Origin of the sequence: Nocardiopsis sp. MG754419 (assembly GCF_018207095.1) — a bacterium.
In the GTDB taxonomy this organism is placed as follows: Bacteria; Actinomycetota; Actinomycetes; order Streptosporangiales; family Streptosporangiaceae; genus Nocardiopsis.
Genome location: NZ_QOCZ01000126.1, coordinates 1 through 15768 on the forward strand (window position 1 = coordinate 1; position 15768 = coordinate 15768).

The following is a 15768-nucleotide window of genomic DNA, read 5'->3' on the forward strand; positions in this document are numbered from 1 at the left end:
GCCCCACGCCGTCCCCCGATCCCACCCGCGCGGACGCCCCGGCCCACGGAGCCCCCGGCGCGGCGCCTTCGGCCTGCTCACCACGGTCTGCGCTCTGGCACTGACCGCCTGCACCGGTCCCGCCGCCCCCGCGGAGGGAACGGGAGGCGACGCCGGCGTCCCCGAACTGTCCGAGAACCGACTCCAGATCCTGGAGGGGACCGAGGCCCCCGCACTCCCCGTCACCGTCTCCTCCGTGGTGCACGACCCCTACCGCACCTCCTCCGACCCCCTGGAGTACGAGGACGTCGAGGTCACCGACGTCAGCGCGATCCTGCCGCTCACCGGCGGCCTGGCCGAGATCGTCTTCACACTGGGCCTGGGCGACAACGTGGTCGGCCGCGACGTGGCCGCCACCTTCGACGAGGCCGCCGACCTGCCCGTCATCGGCGAGGGCCACGAGGTCTCCGCGGAGAGCGCCCTCGCGCTCCGGCCCACCGTGATCCTCGCCGACACACAGACCGGCCCCTCCGAGGCGATCGAACAGCTCCAGGCCACCGGCGTCCCGGTCGTCATCGTCGAGGAGGCCTGGTCCATCGACGACATGTACCCGCGCTTCGCGCGTGTGGCCGAGGCACTCGGCGTCCCCGACGCCGGCACCGCCCTCGCCGACCGCACCGGCGAACAGATGGCCGACATCCGGGAGTCCTCCCTGGAGACCTCCGGCGACCCCCTCGTGGCCTTCCTCTACCTCCGCGGCACCGCCGGCGTCTACCTCCTCGGCGGACCCGGTTCCGGCGCCGACGCCCTCCTCGCCGAGATCGGTGCCCGCGACGCCGGCGTCGAGATGGGCCTGAGCACCCCCTTCACCCCCATCACGACCGAGGCGCTCATCGAGGCGCAGCCCGACGTCCTGCTGGTCATGACCAAGGGCCTGGAGTCGGTGGGCGGGGTCGAGGGCCTCGCGGAGATCCCCGGCGTGGCCCAGACCCCCGCCGGGCGCTCCCAGGCCGTGATCGACTTCGAGGACGGGGTGCTGCTCAACTTCGGGCCCCGTACCCCACAGGTCATCTCCGCCCTGGCGGAGGAGCTCGTCGCCGTCGCCGCCGACACCGAGGCCGACGCGGGGGACGACGAGTGACCGCCCTGTCCACGCGCTCCACCGACCCCGACGGCGCCCCCACCGATCGGACCGCGCCCTCGCCCGGGGTCGTCGGCCGCCGTCTGCGCGCGATCCTGCTGTTGGGCGGTCTGTCCACCGGACTCGTCGCCGTCTCCGTCATCGCCGCCGGTGCGGGCGCCTACCCGATCCCCGCCGCGCAGGTCGCCGCCTCGATCCTCGACTCCGTGGGGGTGCGGCTCGGTCCCCTTCCGGACGGGATCGCCGAGACCGTCCTGTGGGATGTGCGCCTGCCCCGTGTGGTCCTGGCCGTCATGGTCGGCGCGGCCCTGGGCACCGCCGGTGCCATGATGCAGGGCATCTTCGGCAACCCCCTCGCCGAACCCGGTGTCATCGGGGTCTCCTCCGGGGCGGCCGTGGGAGCGATCGTCGTCATCTTCACCGGGCTGACCGTGTTCGGCCACTGGACGATCATCGCGTCGTCGTTCGTCTTCGGTCTGCTCACCACGTTGTTCGTCTACGTGTTCGCGCGCTCCGGCGGCCGCACCGAGGTCGTCACCCTGCTGCTCACCGGTATCGCCGTCAACGCCATCGCGGGCGCGGCCATCGGACTGATGACCAACTTCTCGCAGGACGCCGAGATCCAGACCATCACCTTCTGGCAACTCGGCAGCGTGTCCACCGCCACCTGGTCCAAGGTCGCCGCGATCGCGCCCTGCCTCCTCCTCGGGTTGGCGGTCATCCCGTTCTACGCCCGCAGACTCGACCTGCTCGCCCTCGGTGAGGGCCCCGCCCGCCACCTGGGCGTGGACGTCGAACGCATGCGTCTGGTGCTCATCGCCGCCATGGCGCTGCTCACGTCCGCCGCGGTCGCCTTCGCCGGCATCGTCGCGTTCGTCGGCCTGGTCGTGCCGCACATCATCCGAATGATCACCGGCCCCGGCCACCGGGTGCTCTTGCCGGCCTCCGCGCTGGGCGGCGGCCTGCTCCTGCTCGCCGCCGACCTGCTCGCCCGGACCGTCGCCGCCCCCGCCGAGATCCCCCTCGGCGTGGTCACGGCGGCCCTGGGCGGACCGTTCTTCTTCTACCTGCTGCACCGCACCCGCGCCAAGCAAGGAGGCTGGTCATGACCACGGGCTCCCTGTTGCGCCGCCGTCTCGCGTCCGCCGTCACCCCGCTCACCCGCGCACCCGCTCCGCCCGCGCCCCTCGCCCCCGGTACACCCGTCGTGCGGGCCGAGGGCGTCACCGTCCGCCGCGGCGGACGCGCCCTCCTGGACGGGGTGGACCTGACCGTCCGTTCCGGGGAACTCCTGGCCTTGGTGGGCCCCAACGGGGCGGGCAAGTCCACCCTGTTGCGCGCCCTGTCCGGCGACGTCTCGGGGGCTCCCGCCAAGGGCGAGAGGGACGAGGGCGACGTGCTCCTCTTCGACCGTGCCCTGGGGGAGTGGACACCGCCCGAACTCGCGCTGCGCCGGGCCGTCCTGCCGCAGGAGGCCGTGGTCAGCTTCCCCTTCTCCGTGCACGAACTCGTGACGATGGGTCGCGCGCCCTGGGCGGGGCTCACCCCGCCGGACCTGGACGCCACGCGCGTGCGCGAGGCGATGGAGCAGGTCGGGGTCGACCATCTCGCCGACCGGCGGTTCCCCACCCTCTCCGGTGGGGAACGGGCCCGCGTGATGCTCGCCCGGGTGCTGGCCCAGGACACCACCCTGCTCCTCCTGGACGAACCCACCGCCGCCCTCGACATCCGCCATCAGGAACTCGTCCTGACCATCGCGCGTACACTGGCGTCCCGCGGTGGGGCGGTTATCGTGGTCCTGCACGATTTGGGGCTTGCGGCCGCGTACGCCCATCGTGTGGCGGTACTCTCCGGAGGACAGGTCGCCGCGCAAGGCACCCCCACCGACGTGTTCACCGCGTCGTTGCTCAGCGCCGTGTACCGACACGAGGTCGAAGTACTGCCGCATCCGCGTACTGGGGTCCCGCTCGTCATCCCCCTACGGTCACCCGGGTGCACACGAAAGCGTCCACAGGAGTAGGTCGTATTGGTGTCCACAACTGAACGGCAGCCGAGCGATGAGCCCCACCCCGAGGACGAGGAGTACCGCCCCCGCTCCTCTCGGGGGGGAAGAAGGCGCGCCCGCAAACCGAAGACCACCCCCGGGGACGTCGTCCGCGGGTTCGTCCGGTTCTTCGGTGAGATCCTCCTGACGGCGGGTCTGCTCATGCTCTTCTACGCCGGCTACGAGGTCTACGGCTCCCAGTGGGAGACCGACCGAGAACAGCAGGGTCTGGCGGACGGGCTCGACGAGGCCTGGGCCGTCACCGAGGAACGGGGCCCCGACTCCGAACCGCTGCCCGGCAGTGCCGACAGCCGTCTGTACGTCCCCAGCCTCGACCTGGACTGGGTGGTGGTCAACGGCACCGAGCCCGACGACATCCGCTACAGCCCCGGTCGCTACACCCAGTTCGACAGCGCCCCCGGCGAAATGGGCAACTACGGTGTGGCCGCGCACCGCACCCCCGGCCTGTTCTGGGACCTCGACCTGCTGTCGGACGGTGACGTCATGGTCCTGGAGGACGGGGAGAACTTCTACACGTACGAGGTCTTCCGCGAGGAGACCGTGCTCCCCGAGGACTTCTGGGTGGTCACCCCCGACCCCTTCGAGGAGGCCTCCGAGGAGGAGCCGGGGCGTGCCCTGCTCACCCTCACCACCTGTGCCCCCAAGCTCAACAACACGCACCGGCTCATCGTCTGGGCCGAACTGACCGAGACCACGCCCAAGTCCGACGGCATGCCGGACTCCATCGCGCACATGGCGCCGCAAGCCTAGGGAGGCGCACTGATGTACGGCCTGATCTGGCGGATACTGCCGGGCCCGTGGGCGTCGAAGTTCATCATGGCTGTGGGTCTGCTGGCGGGCGGCGCCGCCCTGCTGTGGTTCTTCGCGTTCCCGGCGATCTCACCCCACATGCCGTTCAACGACGGCGCCGTCGACACCTCGAGCTTCGGTGGCGAGGACCCCGCCGACGCGCCCGGGGAGGACGGCGACCCCTCCGGTGGGGAATCCGGGGGAGAATCCGGTGCCGAGGAGATCACGGAAGGCGGCGAGGACGCCTAGGGGACGGGGAGACGGCGGTTTCGACGCGTTCGACGAACATCCGGGCGGCGCGGTGCACGGGCACCGTGCCGCCCGTCGTGAGGTGGTGGGAAGGTGGGCCGTTGTGCGCGGCACCACTGTCAGGGCTCCGCCTTCGGGGTCGGGCAACCATTAATCTCGAGCAGGTGGACAACGGGGGACGAGACGAATGACGGTGACGCAGACCTCGATCGAGGATCGCCTGAGCGGCCTGCGGGCCTGGCAGCGCGAGGCCTACGAGGAGTACTTCCGCAGGCAGCCACGCGACTTCCTCGCCGTGGCCACCCCCGGCGCGGGCAAGACCACCTTCGCCCTCACCCTCGCCAGTGAGCTCCTGCAACGGCACATCGTGCGCGCCGTCACCATCGTCTGCCCCACGGAGCACCTCAAGAAGCAGTGGGCGGAGGCCGCGGCCCGGTTCGGGATCGCCATCGACCCCGACTTCAAGAACGGACAGGGCGCGCTCGGTCGCCAGTACGTCGGTGTGGCCGTCACCTACGCGCAGGTCGCCGCCCATCCGATGCTCCACCGCAACCGCACCGAGGCGCGCAAGACCCTGGTGATCTTCGACGAGGTGCACCACGCGGGCGACGCCCTGTCCTGGGGCGACGCGGCGCGTGAGGCCTTCGACCCGGCCACGCGGCGACTGTCGTTGACCGGCACCCCCTTTCGCTCCGACATCAACCCCATCCCGTTCGTGGACTACGTCCAGGACGGGGCCGGTGTGCGGCGTTGTTCGTGGGACTACAGCTATGGCTACGCGCCGGCCCTGGAGGACGGCGTGGTGCGCCCGGTCATCTTCATGGCCTACTCCGGTGAGATGCGCTGGCGCACCAAGGCCGGCGACGAACTCGCCGCGCGTCTGGGCGAACCCCTCACCCAGGACGCGCTCTCCCAGGCATGGCGGGCCGCGCTCGATCCCAAGGGCGACTGGATCAAGAAGGTCCTCCAGGCCGCCGACCGACGCCTGACCGAGGTGCGCAAGACCCACCCGGACGCGGGCGCCCTGGTGATCGCCAGCGACCACGAGAACGCCCGCGCCTACGCGCGGATCCTGCGCCAGATCACCGGACGAGGCGCCACCGTGGTCCTGTCCGACGACCCCACCGCCTCCAAGAAGATCTCCCGGTTCTCCGCCGGCGACGACCGTTGGATGGTCGCGGTGCGCATGGTGTCCGAGGGGGTGGACGTGCCCCGGTTGATGGTGGGCGTGTACGCCACCTCCACCAGCACCCCGCTGTTCTTCGCCCAGGCCATCGGCCGGTTCGTGCGGGTCCGCAAGCGCGGTGAGGTCGCGTCGGTGTTCCTGCCGTCGGTGCCCACGCTGCTGGAGTACGCGGGCGAGATGGAGCGCGAACGCGACCACGTCCTGGACAAGACGCCCGGTGACGACGAATACCCGGAGGAGGACCTGCTCCGGGAGGCCAACAAGAAGAAGGACTCGCCGGACGCGGGCGAGGAGCTCCCCTTCGAGACGATGGAGTCCGCGGCCGAGTTCGACCGCGCCCTGTACGACGGTCTGGAGTACGGGGGCGGCGCCGCGGGGTCCAGCGAGGAGGAGGACTTCCTCGGGCTGCCCGGGCTGCTCGACCCCGACCAGGTCTCCCAGTTGCTGCGCAAGCGCAAGGCCGACCTCAAGGCCGGCGAGCTGAAGGCCAAGGGGAGAAAGCAGGAGCCCGAGGACAAGGGGCCCACCCACGAGGTCGTGGCCGATCTGCGTCGGGAGCTGAGCGGTCTGGTGGGCGCCTGGCACCACCGCACCGGTAAACCGCACGGGGCCATCCACAACGAGTTGAGGCGTGCCTGTGGCGGCCCGCCCGTCGCGCAGGCCACCCCGGACCAGATCCAGGAGCGGATCGGCAAACTGCGGGCCTGGGCCGTCGGTCAGAAATAGTCACCGACCGGTCGAATCGGGCAAAAACTTTGCAAGGCCGTGCAAGGCTGGCAAACGTTGGGCGATCATCTGGCTACATTCCGTCAGATGATCGCACGACGTTCTCGCGGCGGCACCGCCGCCCTCTGGCCCGCCCTGACCCTGTGCGGACTCGCCCTGACCGGACTGGTGGCGACCACGGCCGCCGGCCCCGTCCAGGACCGTCCGGCGCCCACCGAAGCGTCGGTGGCGTCGGCCGCGACCGACCCGCACTGTCCACCGGGGACCGTGCCGGTCCCGTCCGCCGAACGCCGAGTGGCCGGCCCCGACACGGGCACGACGACGCACGAAGGCACGGAGGTCACCCCGGAACAGGCCGCCGAGTACGAGGGTGAACTGCGCCGGGCCATGGTGCGACTCCGCGGGCAGGAGGAGGGCGCCGCGCCGCCGTACACCGTGCCCGTGGTCGTGCACGTCATCTCCGCGAGCGACGGCAGCGGCCAGGTCTCCGACGAGCGCGTCGACGACCAGGTGGACGTGCTCAACCGCGCCTATCGGGGTGACTACGCACAGGGGTCGGAGGGCACCGACACCGGTTTCCGGTTCGAGCTCTCCGAGGTCACCCGGACCGAGAACGACACCTGGTTCCGCCGGTTCGGGGAGCAGCGCGACACCATCCGCGCCCGCCTGCACCAGGGTGGACCCGAGACCCTGAACATCTACACCGCGGACCTGGGCAGCGGCCTGTTGGGGTTCTCGACGTTCCCGCAGGACCAGGCCGACGCCCCGGAGCAGGACGGGGTCGCGATCGCCCACGACACCCTGCCCGGAGGCGACCGGGACCGCTTCAACGAGGGCCACACCGGCACCCACGAGGTCGGACACTGGCTGGGGCTGTTCCACACCTTCCAGAACGGGTGCCAGAGTCCGGGCGACTACGTGGACGACACCCCCTACGAGCGTGAGGCCGCCTCCGGCTGTCCGGTCGGTCGGGACTCCTGCCCCGAGCGTGAGGGCAAGGACCCGGTCACCAACTTCATGAACTACAGCGACGACGCCTGCATGACCCACTTCACCCCGGGGCAGGCCGAGCGGATGGTCGCGCACTGGGCGGCCTTCCGTGGCGGGGACGCCCTCGCCTGACCGACGGTGGCGCCCCCGTCCGACGGGGGCGCCACCGGGGATCCACCGCCCGTCGACCGAGCCTCGCGCAACGCCCGTCGACCGATCGCCGCGCAACGCCCCTCGACCGAGCCCCGCGCCCCCGCACGCCGCCGGCTTCGACGGGATCCGCGCGTACGTCACACCCTTCTCCGAGGAGCCCGCTCCCGCACACCTGGCCGAGACGGCCCGGGCCGCGGTCCACGGACGCACCACCCACACCCGTGACGGACGCCCGCGTACCGAAAGGCACGATGGTCGTGCCGAGGTCCCCGCCGACCGACTCGTCGGACGGGAAACGGGTGGTGCGCGCCGCTAGGCTTGACGCATGGCAGCCAACACCTACCTGACCGGGATCAAGCCCACCGGCGACTTCCACCTGGGCAACTACATCGGTGCGATCAAACCCGCCCTGGCGGCGGCCGAGGTCTACGACACCTTCTACTTCATCGCGGACTACCACGCGCTCAACATCATCAAGGACGCGGACGAACTCCGCCAGAGCATCCGGTCGGGCGCTGCCACCTGGCTGGCCTGCGGACTCGACCCCGAGCGCACGGTCTTCTACCGGCAGTCCAGCATCCCCGAGACCTTCGAGCTCACCACCATCCTGAGCACCCTCACCCCCAAGGGGCTCATGAACCGCGCGCACGCCTACAAGGCGGCCCGCGACCGCAACACCGAGGCCGGCATCACCGACCTCGACGCCGGCGTCAACATGGGGCTGTACAACTACCCCGTCCTCATGGCCGCCGACATCCTCGTCATGGAGGGAGCGCGGGTCCCCGTGGGGCGCGACCAGTCCCAGCACATCGAGTACACCGCCGACATCGCGGGGTACTTCAACCACCGGTACGGCGACCGCTACAGCTTCCCGATCCCCAAGGGCGTCATCGACGAGAGCGACGCCAGCATCCTGCCCGGCACCGACGGCCGCAAGATGAGCAAGTCCTACGACAACCACATCCCGCTCTTCCTGCCGGAGAAGAAGCTCCGTAAGGCCATCAACCGGATCCCCACCGACTCCACCCCGGTCGAGGACCCCAAGAACCCGGACTCCTCGATCCCGTTCCAGTTGCTCACGCACTTCGCCGACGAGGACAAGGTCGCCGACGTCCGCAAGCGGCTGGAGGCCGGCGGCATGGGATGGGGCGACCTCAAGAAGGAACTGTTCGAGGCGGTCAACACCGAGCTCGGGCCCAAGCGCGCCCGCTACGAGGAGCTCATGGCCTCCGAGACGGAGCTCGACGACATCCTCGCCTCCGGCCTGGAACGCGCCCGTGAGCGCGCCCGTCGGGTCCTCGGGGACGTTCGCGCGGCCATCGGGATCGCCTAGGCCTTTCCCGGCCTCCACCGGCGCCGCGACCCGTGTTCGGACGTCCACGCCACGGCCGCGACGCCCGGCATCCGCGGTGGGTGGAGCTCGTCCCCGCGGTCACGCACCGGGCCCTCCCCGGGGTTTCCGGCTGCACGGTCCGCCGGCGCCGGAGACCCCCGTGGTTCCACGAGCGGGCACCGGCGGACCGGGCCACCGGAGGCGGCGCGGAGCACACGCCACCCGGAGTCCGGACGGCGAGAGAGGGCGGTGGTGACCGGGTCACCACCGCCCTCCGCCTCGGGCGCGCACGTGTGCGGGGTGTTCAGCCGACCAGGGGCCGGCCCTCCAACTCCACGCCCGCCGCGCTCAGTTCCTCCAGCGCCGATGTCACGGTGGGTTCGGCCACACCCGCGGTCAGGTCGAGCAGGACCCGGGTCCGGAAGCCCTCGACCCGCGAGTCCAGCGCGGTGGCGCGCACACAGTGGTCGGTGGCGATCCCCACCACGTCCACCTCGTCCACGTCGCGTCGGCGCAGCCACTCCGCCAGAGTCGTCTCCCCGTCCTCCGCGGTCCCCTCGAAACCGCTGTAGGCCGCCGTGTACCGGCCCTTGCTGAAGATCTCCTCGGCCAGTGAGACGTCGAAGTCGGCGTGGAACTCCGCGCCGGGTGTGCCGACCTCGCAGTGGCGCGGCCAGGTGTCCACGAAGTCCGGTTCATCGGAGAAGTGGGTCCCCGGGTCGATGTGGTGGTCCCGCGTGGCCACCACGTGGTCGTAGTCGTTGGCGCGGGCGTACGCGGTGACGGCGGCGGCGGTACGCGCCCCACCGTCGACACCGAGGCTCCCGCCCTCGCAGAAGTCGTTCTGTACGTCCACCACGATGAGTGCCCTGGTCATGTCCGGCACCTCTCTTCTTCAGGGGATCGGATCGATGGGTCGAGGGGGACGGTGGGCCGCGGCGCGGGGCGACGCCCCGTGCGGCCCACCTCTCAGAGGAAGACCGTCGGTAGTGCGACGTCCCCGCGGGACATCCGCAGCGCCTGCTCCGGCAGTTCGGCCACGGTCGCCCGGTGACGCTCACGGGCCTCGTGCACCGTCTCGCGCCCCACGATCTCCCCGTCGACGACCAGCGGTCGCAGCAGCGGTCGCCCGCCGACGACGTCACCCGGGTCGTGCGAGTGGACCTCCTCGGCCACCGCGACGCCCTTGTCGTCCAACCGGCGCATCGACCACTTACGGCCGCCCCGGCTCGGCTTGCCCACCGAACGCTTGGCGACCGGCTCCAGCAGGGCGTTCGCACCCAGGCCGCGCGCCCGGGCCACCAGCTTGTACACCAGGGACACCGTGGGCGCCCCCGAACCCGTCACCAGGGACGTACCCACTCCGTAACCGTCCACCGGTGCCACGGCCAAGGCCTGGATGGAGTGTTCGTCCAGGTCGCCGGTGACCACGATGCGGGTCCCGGCGGCGCCGAGACCGTCCAGTTGGTCGCGGACCCGCGCGGCGGTCGCCCCCAGGTCGCCGGAGTCGATCCGGACCGCGCCGAGCTCCGGTCCGGCCAACTCCACGGCGTGACGTACCGCACGTTCGACGTCGTAGGTGTCCACCAGCAGGGTGGTGCCCTTGCCCATGGACTCCAGCTGGGCCTTGAACGCGTGCCGTTCGCTGTCGTGCAGCAGGGTGAAGGCGTGCGCGGCGGTTCCGCCGGTCGGCACCCCGAACGTGCGTCCCGCCTCCAGGTTGGAGGAGGTCGCGAACCCGGCCACGTACGCCGCGCGTGCCGCGGCGACGGCGGAGCGTTCGTGCGTGCGGCGCGAACCCATCTCGATGAGGGGGCGGTCGCCGGCGGCCACCGTCATACGGCTCGCGGCCGAGGCGATCGCGCTGTCGTGGTTGTACACCGACAGAGCGAGGGTCTCCAGGATCACGGCCTCGGCGAACGTGCCCTCCACCACCAGAATGGGGGAGCCCGGGAAGTACGCGTCGCCCTCGCCGTACCCCCACACGTTCCCGGAGAAGCGGTACTCGGCCAGCCAGTTCAGTGTGGTCTCGTCCACGACCCCGTGGTCGGCCAGGAAATCCAGTTCCCTCGGCCCGAAACGGAAGCGCTCCAGGAGATCCAGGAAACGTCCGGTCCCCGCCACCACGCCGTAGCGCCGCCCTTCGGGCAGACGTCGGGCGAACATCTCGAACACCGACCGTCGTGCGGCGGCCCCGCTGTGCAGAGCACCCTGGAGCATCGTCAGTTCGTAGTGGTCGGTGAGCAGCGCGCTGCTGCTGTCCTCGCTCATAGAGGCGAGCCTAGTTGTTGCGGTTCCGGCGTTCGCGGTCGCCCCACCAGCGTCGGTGCGTCCACCGGCCGGAACGCGTACAACAATACCCACTTGGTTGGTAGGGATGTTCGGGCCGGTACGCTGGAGCCATGCTGAGGATTGACCGCTCGATCTACGACCGGATCGTCGCCCATGCCCGGCGCGATCACCCCGACGAGGCGTGTGGCGTCGTCGCCGGCCCCGAGGGCTCCGACCGCCCTGAGCGGTTCATCGAGATGATCAACGCCGAACGGTCACCGACCTTCTACCGGTTCGACTCGCTCGAACAGCTCAAGGTCTGGCGCGGGATGGACGACCGCGACGAGGAACCCGTCGTGATCTACCACTCCCACACCGCGACCGAGGCCTACCCCTCGCGCACCGACATCTCCTACGCCTCCGAACCGGGGGCCCACTACGTCCTCGTCTCCACCCGTGAGGCCGACACCGTCGAGTTCCGCTCCTACCGGATCATCGACGGAGAGGTCACGGAGGAACCGGTGGAGATCACCGGGGGCGACGGCGACCGCTAGATTCCGTCGCCCGGGGGATCACCGCTCGGAATGTGGGCGGTGGCCCGCCTGTTGGACCTGAACGCACAACAACGACCGCTAACGGAGTCTTCTTCATGGCCATCGAGGTCCGCATCCCCACCATCCTGCGCAACCTGACCGACGACGCCAAGGTCGTCGAAGGCAACGGCTCCACCGTCGGCGAGCTCTTCAGTGACCTGGACGGTCGCTACCCCGGTATCGCCGAGCGCCTGGTGGACAACGGCAAGCTGCGCCGCTTCATCAACGTCTACCTCAACGACGAGGACGTCCGATTCGTCGGCGGACTCGACGCGAAGCTCACCGACGGCGACAACGTGACCGTCCTGCCCGCCGTGGCCGGCGGAAGCCGTTAGGGACAGCATGCGCTACGACTCCCTACTCGACTCCCTCGGCGGCACGCCGCTCGTCGGCCTGCCCCGGCTGTCGCCCTCACCGGACGTCCGGCTGTGGGCGAAGCTGGAGGATCGCAACCCCACCGGCTCGATCAAGGACCGCGCCGCGTTCTTCATGATCGAACAGGCCGAGAAGGACGGGTTGCTCTCTCCGGGGTGCACGATCCTGGAGCCGACGTCGGGGAACACCGGCATCTCGCTGGCCATGGTCGCCAAACTGCGCGGCTACCACATGGTCTGCGTGATGCCGGAGAACACCTCCGCCGAGCGCAGGCAGCTGCTCGCCATGTGGGGTGCCGAGGTCCACTTCTCCGACGCCGCGGGCGGCTCCAACGAGGCCGTCCGTGTCGCCAAGAAGATGGCCGCGGACCACCCCGACTGGGTGATGCTCTACCAGTACGGCAACGCGGCCAACGCCCGTGCCCACTACGAGACCACCGGGCCCGAGTTGTTGGCCGACCTGCCCGAGATCACCCACTTCGTGGCGGGCCTCGGTACGACCGGCACCCTCATGGGCGTCGGGCGGTACCTGCGCGAGCACAAGCCCGACGTCCGGATCGTCGCCGCCGAACCCCGGTACGGCGAGCTGGTCTACGGGCTGCGCAACCTCGACGAGGGGTTCGTCCCGGAGCTCTACGACGAGTCCGTGCTCACCACCCGTTTCTCCGTGCCCTCCGACGCCGCTCTCAAGCGGACCCGGGAACTCCTGGACAAGGAGGGCATCTTCGCGGGGATCTCCACGGGCGGCGCCCTGCACGCCGCGCTGGGGATGGCCCGCAAGGCCGAACAAGAGGGACGTGAGGCGGACATCGCGTTCGTCATCGCGGACGCCGGCTGGAAGTACCTGTCCACCGGCGCCTACGAGGGGACCCTCGAGGAGGCGGAGGAGCGCCTGGACGGCCAACTCTGGGCCTGATCCGAGCTGGGAAGTGGAGGCCGATCACTCCGGTGGTCGGCCTCCCGCCATGTCCGGGGTCGGGGCCGTCCGTTAGGGTGCGGGATCACCCGACCGGAGGGGCGGATGTCGGGATTGTCCGCTCCTGCCCCCAACCCCGTCACTGCAAATCGGGCATATCTGATCAATCTGTGTGAAAAATTCACACGTGACGGAGGTCGCCTGAGATGCGGGACACATTTTGTACCACCCGGGCGGTCATTGGGGTACACCCGTAACAACGGGACATCCGCAGAACCAGCCGCCACCCGCACTCCCCGCGCACAGCCACCCAGGGGCCACGGAAGCAGAGCGGCCGACCGAGAAGGCGACGACGACGTGCGACTCACGATTATCGGGTCCTCCGGGAGCTTCCCCGGGCCGGACAGCCCGGCCTCCTGTTACCTGGTCGAGGCCGGTGGTTTCCGGCTGCTCTTGGACCTCGGCAACGGTGCCCTCGGCGCGCTCCAGCGCTACGCGGACCTCTACTCCGTCGACGCGGTCTACTTGAGCCACCTGCACACCGACCACTGCGCCGACATGTGCGCCTACTGGGTCGCCCGCATGTACGCGCCCGACGGCGCCAAACCGCGCATCCCCGTCTACGGCCCCGCGGGGGTCGCCGACCGCCTCGCCCAGATCTACGGGCTGGAGGCCGACCCCGGCATGACCGAGGTCTTCGACTTCCACGAGCTCACGCCCGGCGAGTTCGGCATCGGTCCCCTCACCGCCCGCGTGGACCGGGTCAACCACCCGGTCGACGCCTTCGGCATCCGTCTCGAACACGAAGGCGCCACTCTCGCCTACTCCGGTGACACCGGCTCGTGCGAGTCTCTGATCGACCTGGCCCGCGGCGTCGACCTGTTCCTGTGCGAGGCCGCCTTCCACGACCACGTCGAGCACCCCAAGGACATGCACCTCACCGGCAGTGAGGCGGGTGACCACGCGAGTCGGGCCGGGGTCCGCAAGCTCCTGCTCACCCACCTGGTGCCCTGGAACGACGACGACGTCACCCTGGCCGAGGCCCGCTCCACCTTCGACGGGACCATCGAGCTCGCGCGGGGCGGACAGGTCCACCGGATCGGTCCCTGAGCCGCGCGGTGCGTCGTGCGGATATACGCTCGTACCCATGGCTCGACCTGACGGACGCGTTCCGACCCAACTCCGCCCTGTGACCATCACCCGCAACTGGCTCCGCCAGGCGGAAGGTTCCGCACTCATCGAGTTCGGCGACACCCGCGTGCTCTGCGCCGCCACCGTCGAGGACGGTGTGCCCCGCTGGCGCAGGGGGACCGGCGAGGGGTGGGTCACCGCCGAGTACGCCATGCTCCCGCGCGCCACGGACACCCGCGGCGCCCGCGAGTCGGTGCGCGGCAAGATCGGTGGACGCACCCATGAGATCTCTCGGCTGATCGGCCGCTCCCTGCGCGCCGTCGTCGACTTCAAGGCCATGGGCGAGCACACCATCACCCTCGACTGCGACGTGCTCCAGGCCGACGGCGGGACCCGAACCGCCGCGATCACCGGTGCCTACGTCGCCCTCGCCGACGCCATGAAGTACCTGCGCAAGCGGCGCAAGCTGAAGACCAACCCGCTCATCGGCTCGCTCTCGGCGGTGAGCGTCGGCGTCGTCCAGGGTCAGCCCCGACTGGACCTGAACTACCTGGAGGACTCCGTCGCCGACACCGACATGAACGTCGTCATCACCGGTGACGGCAAGTTCATCGAGGTGCAGGGCACCGCGGAGGGGCAGGGCGCGGCCTTCGACCGTGAACTCCTCGAAAAGTTGCTCGACCTCGCGACGAACGGCTGTGGAGAACTGGCCGTCATCCAGAAGAAGGCCCTGTCCGAATAGGGGACCCCTGTGGCAGGGGTGCCCGGAGAGTCCGAGGCGCCCGGAGAGCGGAACTCGCCCCGGACCGGGGGCGTGGGAGGAGAGCAGGGGAGTGACCGTGAAACTCGTGCTGGCCACGCACAACGCCAAGAAGGTGCCGGAGATGCGCGCCATCCTCGCGGACGCGGGAGTGGCGGCGGAGGTTCTGGCGTTGGACGCGTTCCCCGGTGCGCCGGAGGTCCCCGAGACCGAGGCGACCTTCGTGGGCAACGCCCGTCTCAAGGCCCGCGCGATCGCGGCGCACACCGGACTGCCCGCTGTGGCCGACGACTCCGGTCTGAGCGTCGACGAGCTGCGGGGGATGCCCGGAGTCCTCTCCGCCCGATGGGCCGGCCGCTTCGGCGCGGGGGACCAGGATCGGGCCAACCTGGACCTGGTCCTGGACCAGCTCGCCGACACCCCCCAGGAGCGTCGTGGCGCGCAGTTCGTGTGCGCCGCGGTCCTGGTGATGCCCGACGGGACCGAACGGGTCGCCGAGGGTGTGCTGCCCGGGCACCTCGTCGGTGAACGCCGTGGTGAGAACGGTTTCGGGTACGACCCCGTCTTCGTCCCCGAGGGGGAGTCGCGCACCACGGCGGAGCTGTCCCCCGAGGAGAAGAACGCGATCAGCCACCGCGGCATCGCCTTCCGTGCCCTGGCCATGGAACTGGCCGACCTGATCTGAGCGCGGTGGGGCGGGCGACGCCCGCCCCACCGGTGCTCGATGGGGCGCCGCCCGAGCGCGAACCCCACGTCGAGAAAAACCTCGACGACCCGTGTTTGCCTCCTGCCGGCCTGGGGGAGGACGACTATTGCTCGACCAACAAACCAACTGAGACTCCGATCCCGGTGTGCGGGGTCGCGAGCATCGGGGTGTCACACCGCGATCAGACGCGGGACCCCTGGACACAGCGGAGATCTCCCCTCCGGTCCGGGTGGGTTTGACGCCACCGGGACGGTTGTCTAGACTCACCGAGTCGCTGCGGGACGGCGAGCGATCCCTGGAGGATCCGCTCGGAACCGGGCCGCGATCTCAGACATCCTCTGCGCAGTGAACCCGGTCCGAGCGGTGCTCGGGGCATGTAAACTCGCAGAGTCGCTTCGAAGAAAGC

General features: G+C 70.4%; 16 protein-coding genes. 14 read left to right on the forward strand and 2 right to left on the reverse strand.

What is annotated here, in order from left to right; translation table 11 throughout:
- The 8 genes from DSY14_RS20855 to DSY14_RS20890 all read left to right on the forward strand — a co-directional run.
- The coding region (locus DSY14_RS20855) for a hemin ABC transporter substrate-binding protein (RefSeq protein WP_374224033.1) at positions 1-1120 on the forward strand (1120 nt) is incomplete at its 5' end.
- On the forward strand, positions 1117-2229 hold the full coding sequence (locus tag DSY14_RS20860; RefSeq protein ID WP_374224034.1) for a FecCD family ABC transporter permease: 1113 nt from the start codon (positions 1117-1119) through the stop codon (positions 2227-2229). The genes DSY14_RS20855 and DSY14_RS20860, both read left to right, overlap by 4 nt.
- Complete coding sequence (locus DSY14_RS20865; RefSeq protein ID WP_211718295.1) at positions 2226-3140, forward strand: heme ABC transporter ATP-binding protein; 915 nt, start codon at positions 2226-2228, stop codon at positions 3138-3140. Before DSY14_RS20860 ends, DSY14_RS20865 begins: the two co-directional genes overlap by 4 nt.
- A gap of 6 nt (positions 3141-3146) precedes the next feature.
- The gene (locus DSY14_RS20870) at positions 3147-3935 is read left to right on the forward strand and encodes a class E sortase (protein WP_211718296.1); all 789 of its coding nucleotides are present in this window, start codon (positions 3147-3149) and stop codon (positions 3933-3935) included.
- A 12-nt stretch (positions 3936-3947) separates the two neighbouring features.
- The gene (locus DSY14_RS20875; protein ID WP_211718297.1) at positions 3948-4223 is read left to right on the forward strand and encodes a hypothetical protein; all 276 of its coding nucleotides are present in this window, start codon (positions 3948-3950) and stop codon (positions 4221-4223) included.
- A gap of 187 nt (positions 4224-4410) precedes the next feature.
- Positions 4411-6135, forward strand: a complete 1725-nt coding sequence (locus DSY14_RS20880; protein WP_211718298.1) for a DEAD/DEAH box helicase — start codon at positions 4411-4413, stop codon at positions 6133-6135.
- Positions 6136-6276: 141 nt separating this feature from the next.
- Complete coding sequence (locus DSY14_RS20885; RefSeq protein ID WP_374224035.1) at positions 6277-7257, forward strand: zinc metalloprotease; 981 nt, start codon at positions 6277-6279, stop codon at positions 7255-7257.
- A gap of 346 nt (positions 7258-7603) precedes the next feature.
- Positions 7604-8611 carry a tryptophan--tRNA ligase gene (locus DSY14_RS20890; protein WP_211718300.1) on the forward strand — a complete coding sequence of 336 codons (1008 nt, stop codon included), beginning with the start codon at positions 7604-7606 and terminating at the stop codon, positions 8609-8611.
- A 304-nt stretch (positions 8612-8915) separates the two neighbouring features.
- On the opposite strand, the gene DSY14_RS20895 is transcribed toward DSY14_RS20890, so the two are convergent.
- Positions 8916-9488, reverse strand: a complete 573-nt coding sequence (locus DSY14_RS20895) for a nicotinamidase (protein WP_211718301.1) — start codon at positions 9486-9488, stop codon at positions 8916-8918.
- 92 nt (positions 9489-9580) lie between these two features.
- Positions 9581-10882, reverse strand: a complete 1302-nt coding sequence (locus tag DSY14_RS20900) for a nicotinate phosphoribosyltransferase (RefSeq protein ID WP_211718302.1) — start codon at positions 10880-10882, stop codon at positions 9581-9583.
- A gap of 131 nt (positions 10883-11013) precedes the next feature.
- Between DSY14_RS20900 and DSY14_RS20905 the strand changes: the two genes are divergently transcribed.
- From DSY14_RS20905 to rdgB, 6 genes are all read left to right on the forward strand, one after another.
- Positions 11014-11436, forward strand: a complete 423-nt coding sequence (locus tag DSY14_RS20905; RefSeq protein WP_211718303.1) for a Mov34/MPN/PAD-1 family protein — start codon at positions 11014-11016, stop codon at positions 11434-11436.
- 95 nt (positions 11437-11531) lie between these two features.
- Positions 11532-11810: a MoaD family protein gene (locus tag DSY14_RS20910; protein ID WP_211718304.1), complete on the forward strand. Its 279-nt coding sequence runs from the start codon at positions 11532-11534 to the stop codon at positions 11808-11810.
- Between the two features lie 7 nt (positions 11811-11817).
- The gene (locus DSY14_RS20915) at positions 11818-12765 is read left to right on the forward strand and encodes a PLP-dependent cysteine synthase family protein (protein ID WP_211718305.1); all 948 of its coding nucleotides are present in this window, start codon (positions 11818-11820) and stop codon (positions 12763-12765) included.
- A 357-nt stretch (positions 12766-13122) separates the two neighbouring features.
- Positions 13123-13875 carry an MBL fold metallo-hydrolase gene (locus tag DSY14_RS20920; protein ID WP_211718306.1) on the forward strand — a complete coding sequence of 251 codons (753 nt, stop codon included), beginning with the start codon at positions 13123-13125 and terminating at the stop codon, positions 13873-13875.
- A gap of 37 nt (positions 13876-13912) precedes the next feature.
- Positions 13913-14638, forward strand: coding sequence for a ribonuclease PH (rph, locus tag DSY14_RS20925; protein WP_211718307.1), 726 nt, complete (start codon positions 13913-13915; stop codon positions 14636-14638).
- A 97-nt stretch (positions 14639-14735) separates the two neighbouring features.
- Positions 14736-15341: an RdgB/HAM1 family non-canonical purine NTP pyrophosphatase gene (gene rdgB / locus DSY14_RS20930; protein ID WP_211718310.1), complete on the forward strand. Its 606-nt coding sequence runs from the start codon at positions 14736-14738 to the stop codon at positions 15339-15341.
- Positions 15342-15768: the final 427 nt, after the last annotated feature.

Coding starts and splice junctions, on each gene's coding strand:
- DSY14_RS20875 (WP_211718297.1), top strand. CDS start 3,948: ATGTACGGCCTGATCTGGCGGATACTGCCGGGCCCGTGGGCGTCGAAG.
- DSY14_RS20895 (WP_211718301.1), bottom strand. CDS start 9,488: ATGACCAGGGCACTCATCGTGGTGGACGTACAGAACGACTTCTGCGAG.
- rph (WP_211718307.1), top strand. CDS start 13,913: ATGGCTCGACCTGACGGACGCGTTCCGACCCAACTCCGCCCTGTGACC.
- DSY14_RS20910 (WP_211718304.1), top strand. CDS start 11,532: ATGGCCATCGAGGTCCGCATCCCCACCATCCTGCGCAACCTGACCGAC.
- DSY14_RS20880 (WP_211718298.1), top strand. CDS start 4,411: ATGACGGTGACGCAGACCTCGATCGAGGATCGCCTGAGCGGCCTGCGG.
- DSY14_RS20900 (WP_211718302.1), bottom strand. CDS start 10,882: ATGAGCGAGGACAGCAGCAGCGCGCTGCTCACCGACCACTACGAACTG.
- DSY14_RS20915 (WP_211718305.1), top strand. CDS start 11,818: ATGCGCTACGACTCCCTACTCGACTCCCTCGGCGGCACGCCGCTCGTC.
- DSY14_RS20905 (WP_211718303.1), top strand. CDS start 11,014: ATGCTGAGGATTGACCGCTCGATCTACGACCGGATCGTCGCCCATGCC.
- DSY14_RS20890 (WP_211718300.1), top strand. CDS start 7,604: ATGGCAGCCAACACCTACCTGACCGGGATCAAGCCCACCGGCGACTTC.
- DSY14_RS20865 (WP_211718295.1), top strand. CDS start 2,226: ATGACCACGGGCTCCCTGTTGCGCCGCCGTCTCGCGTCCGCCGTCACC.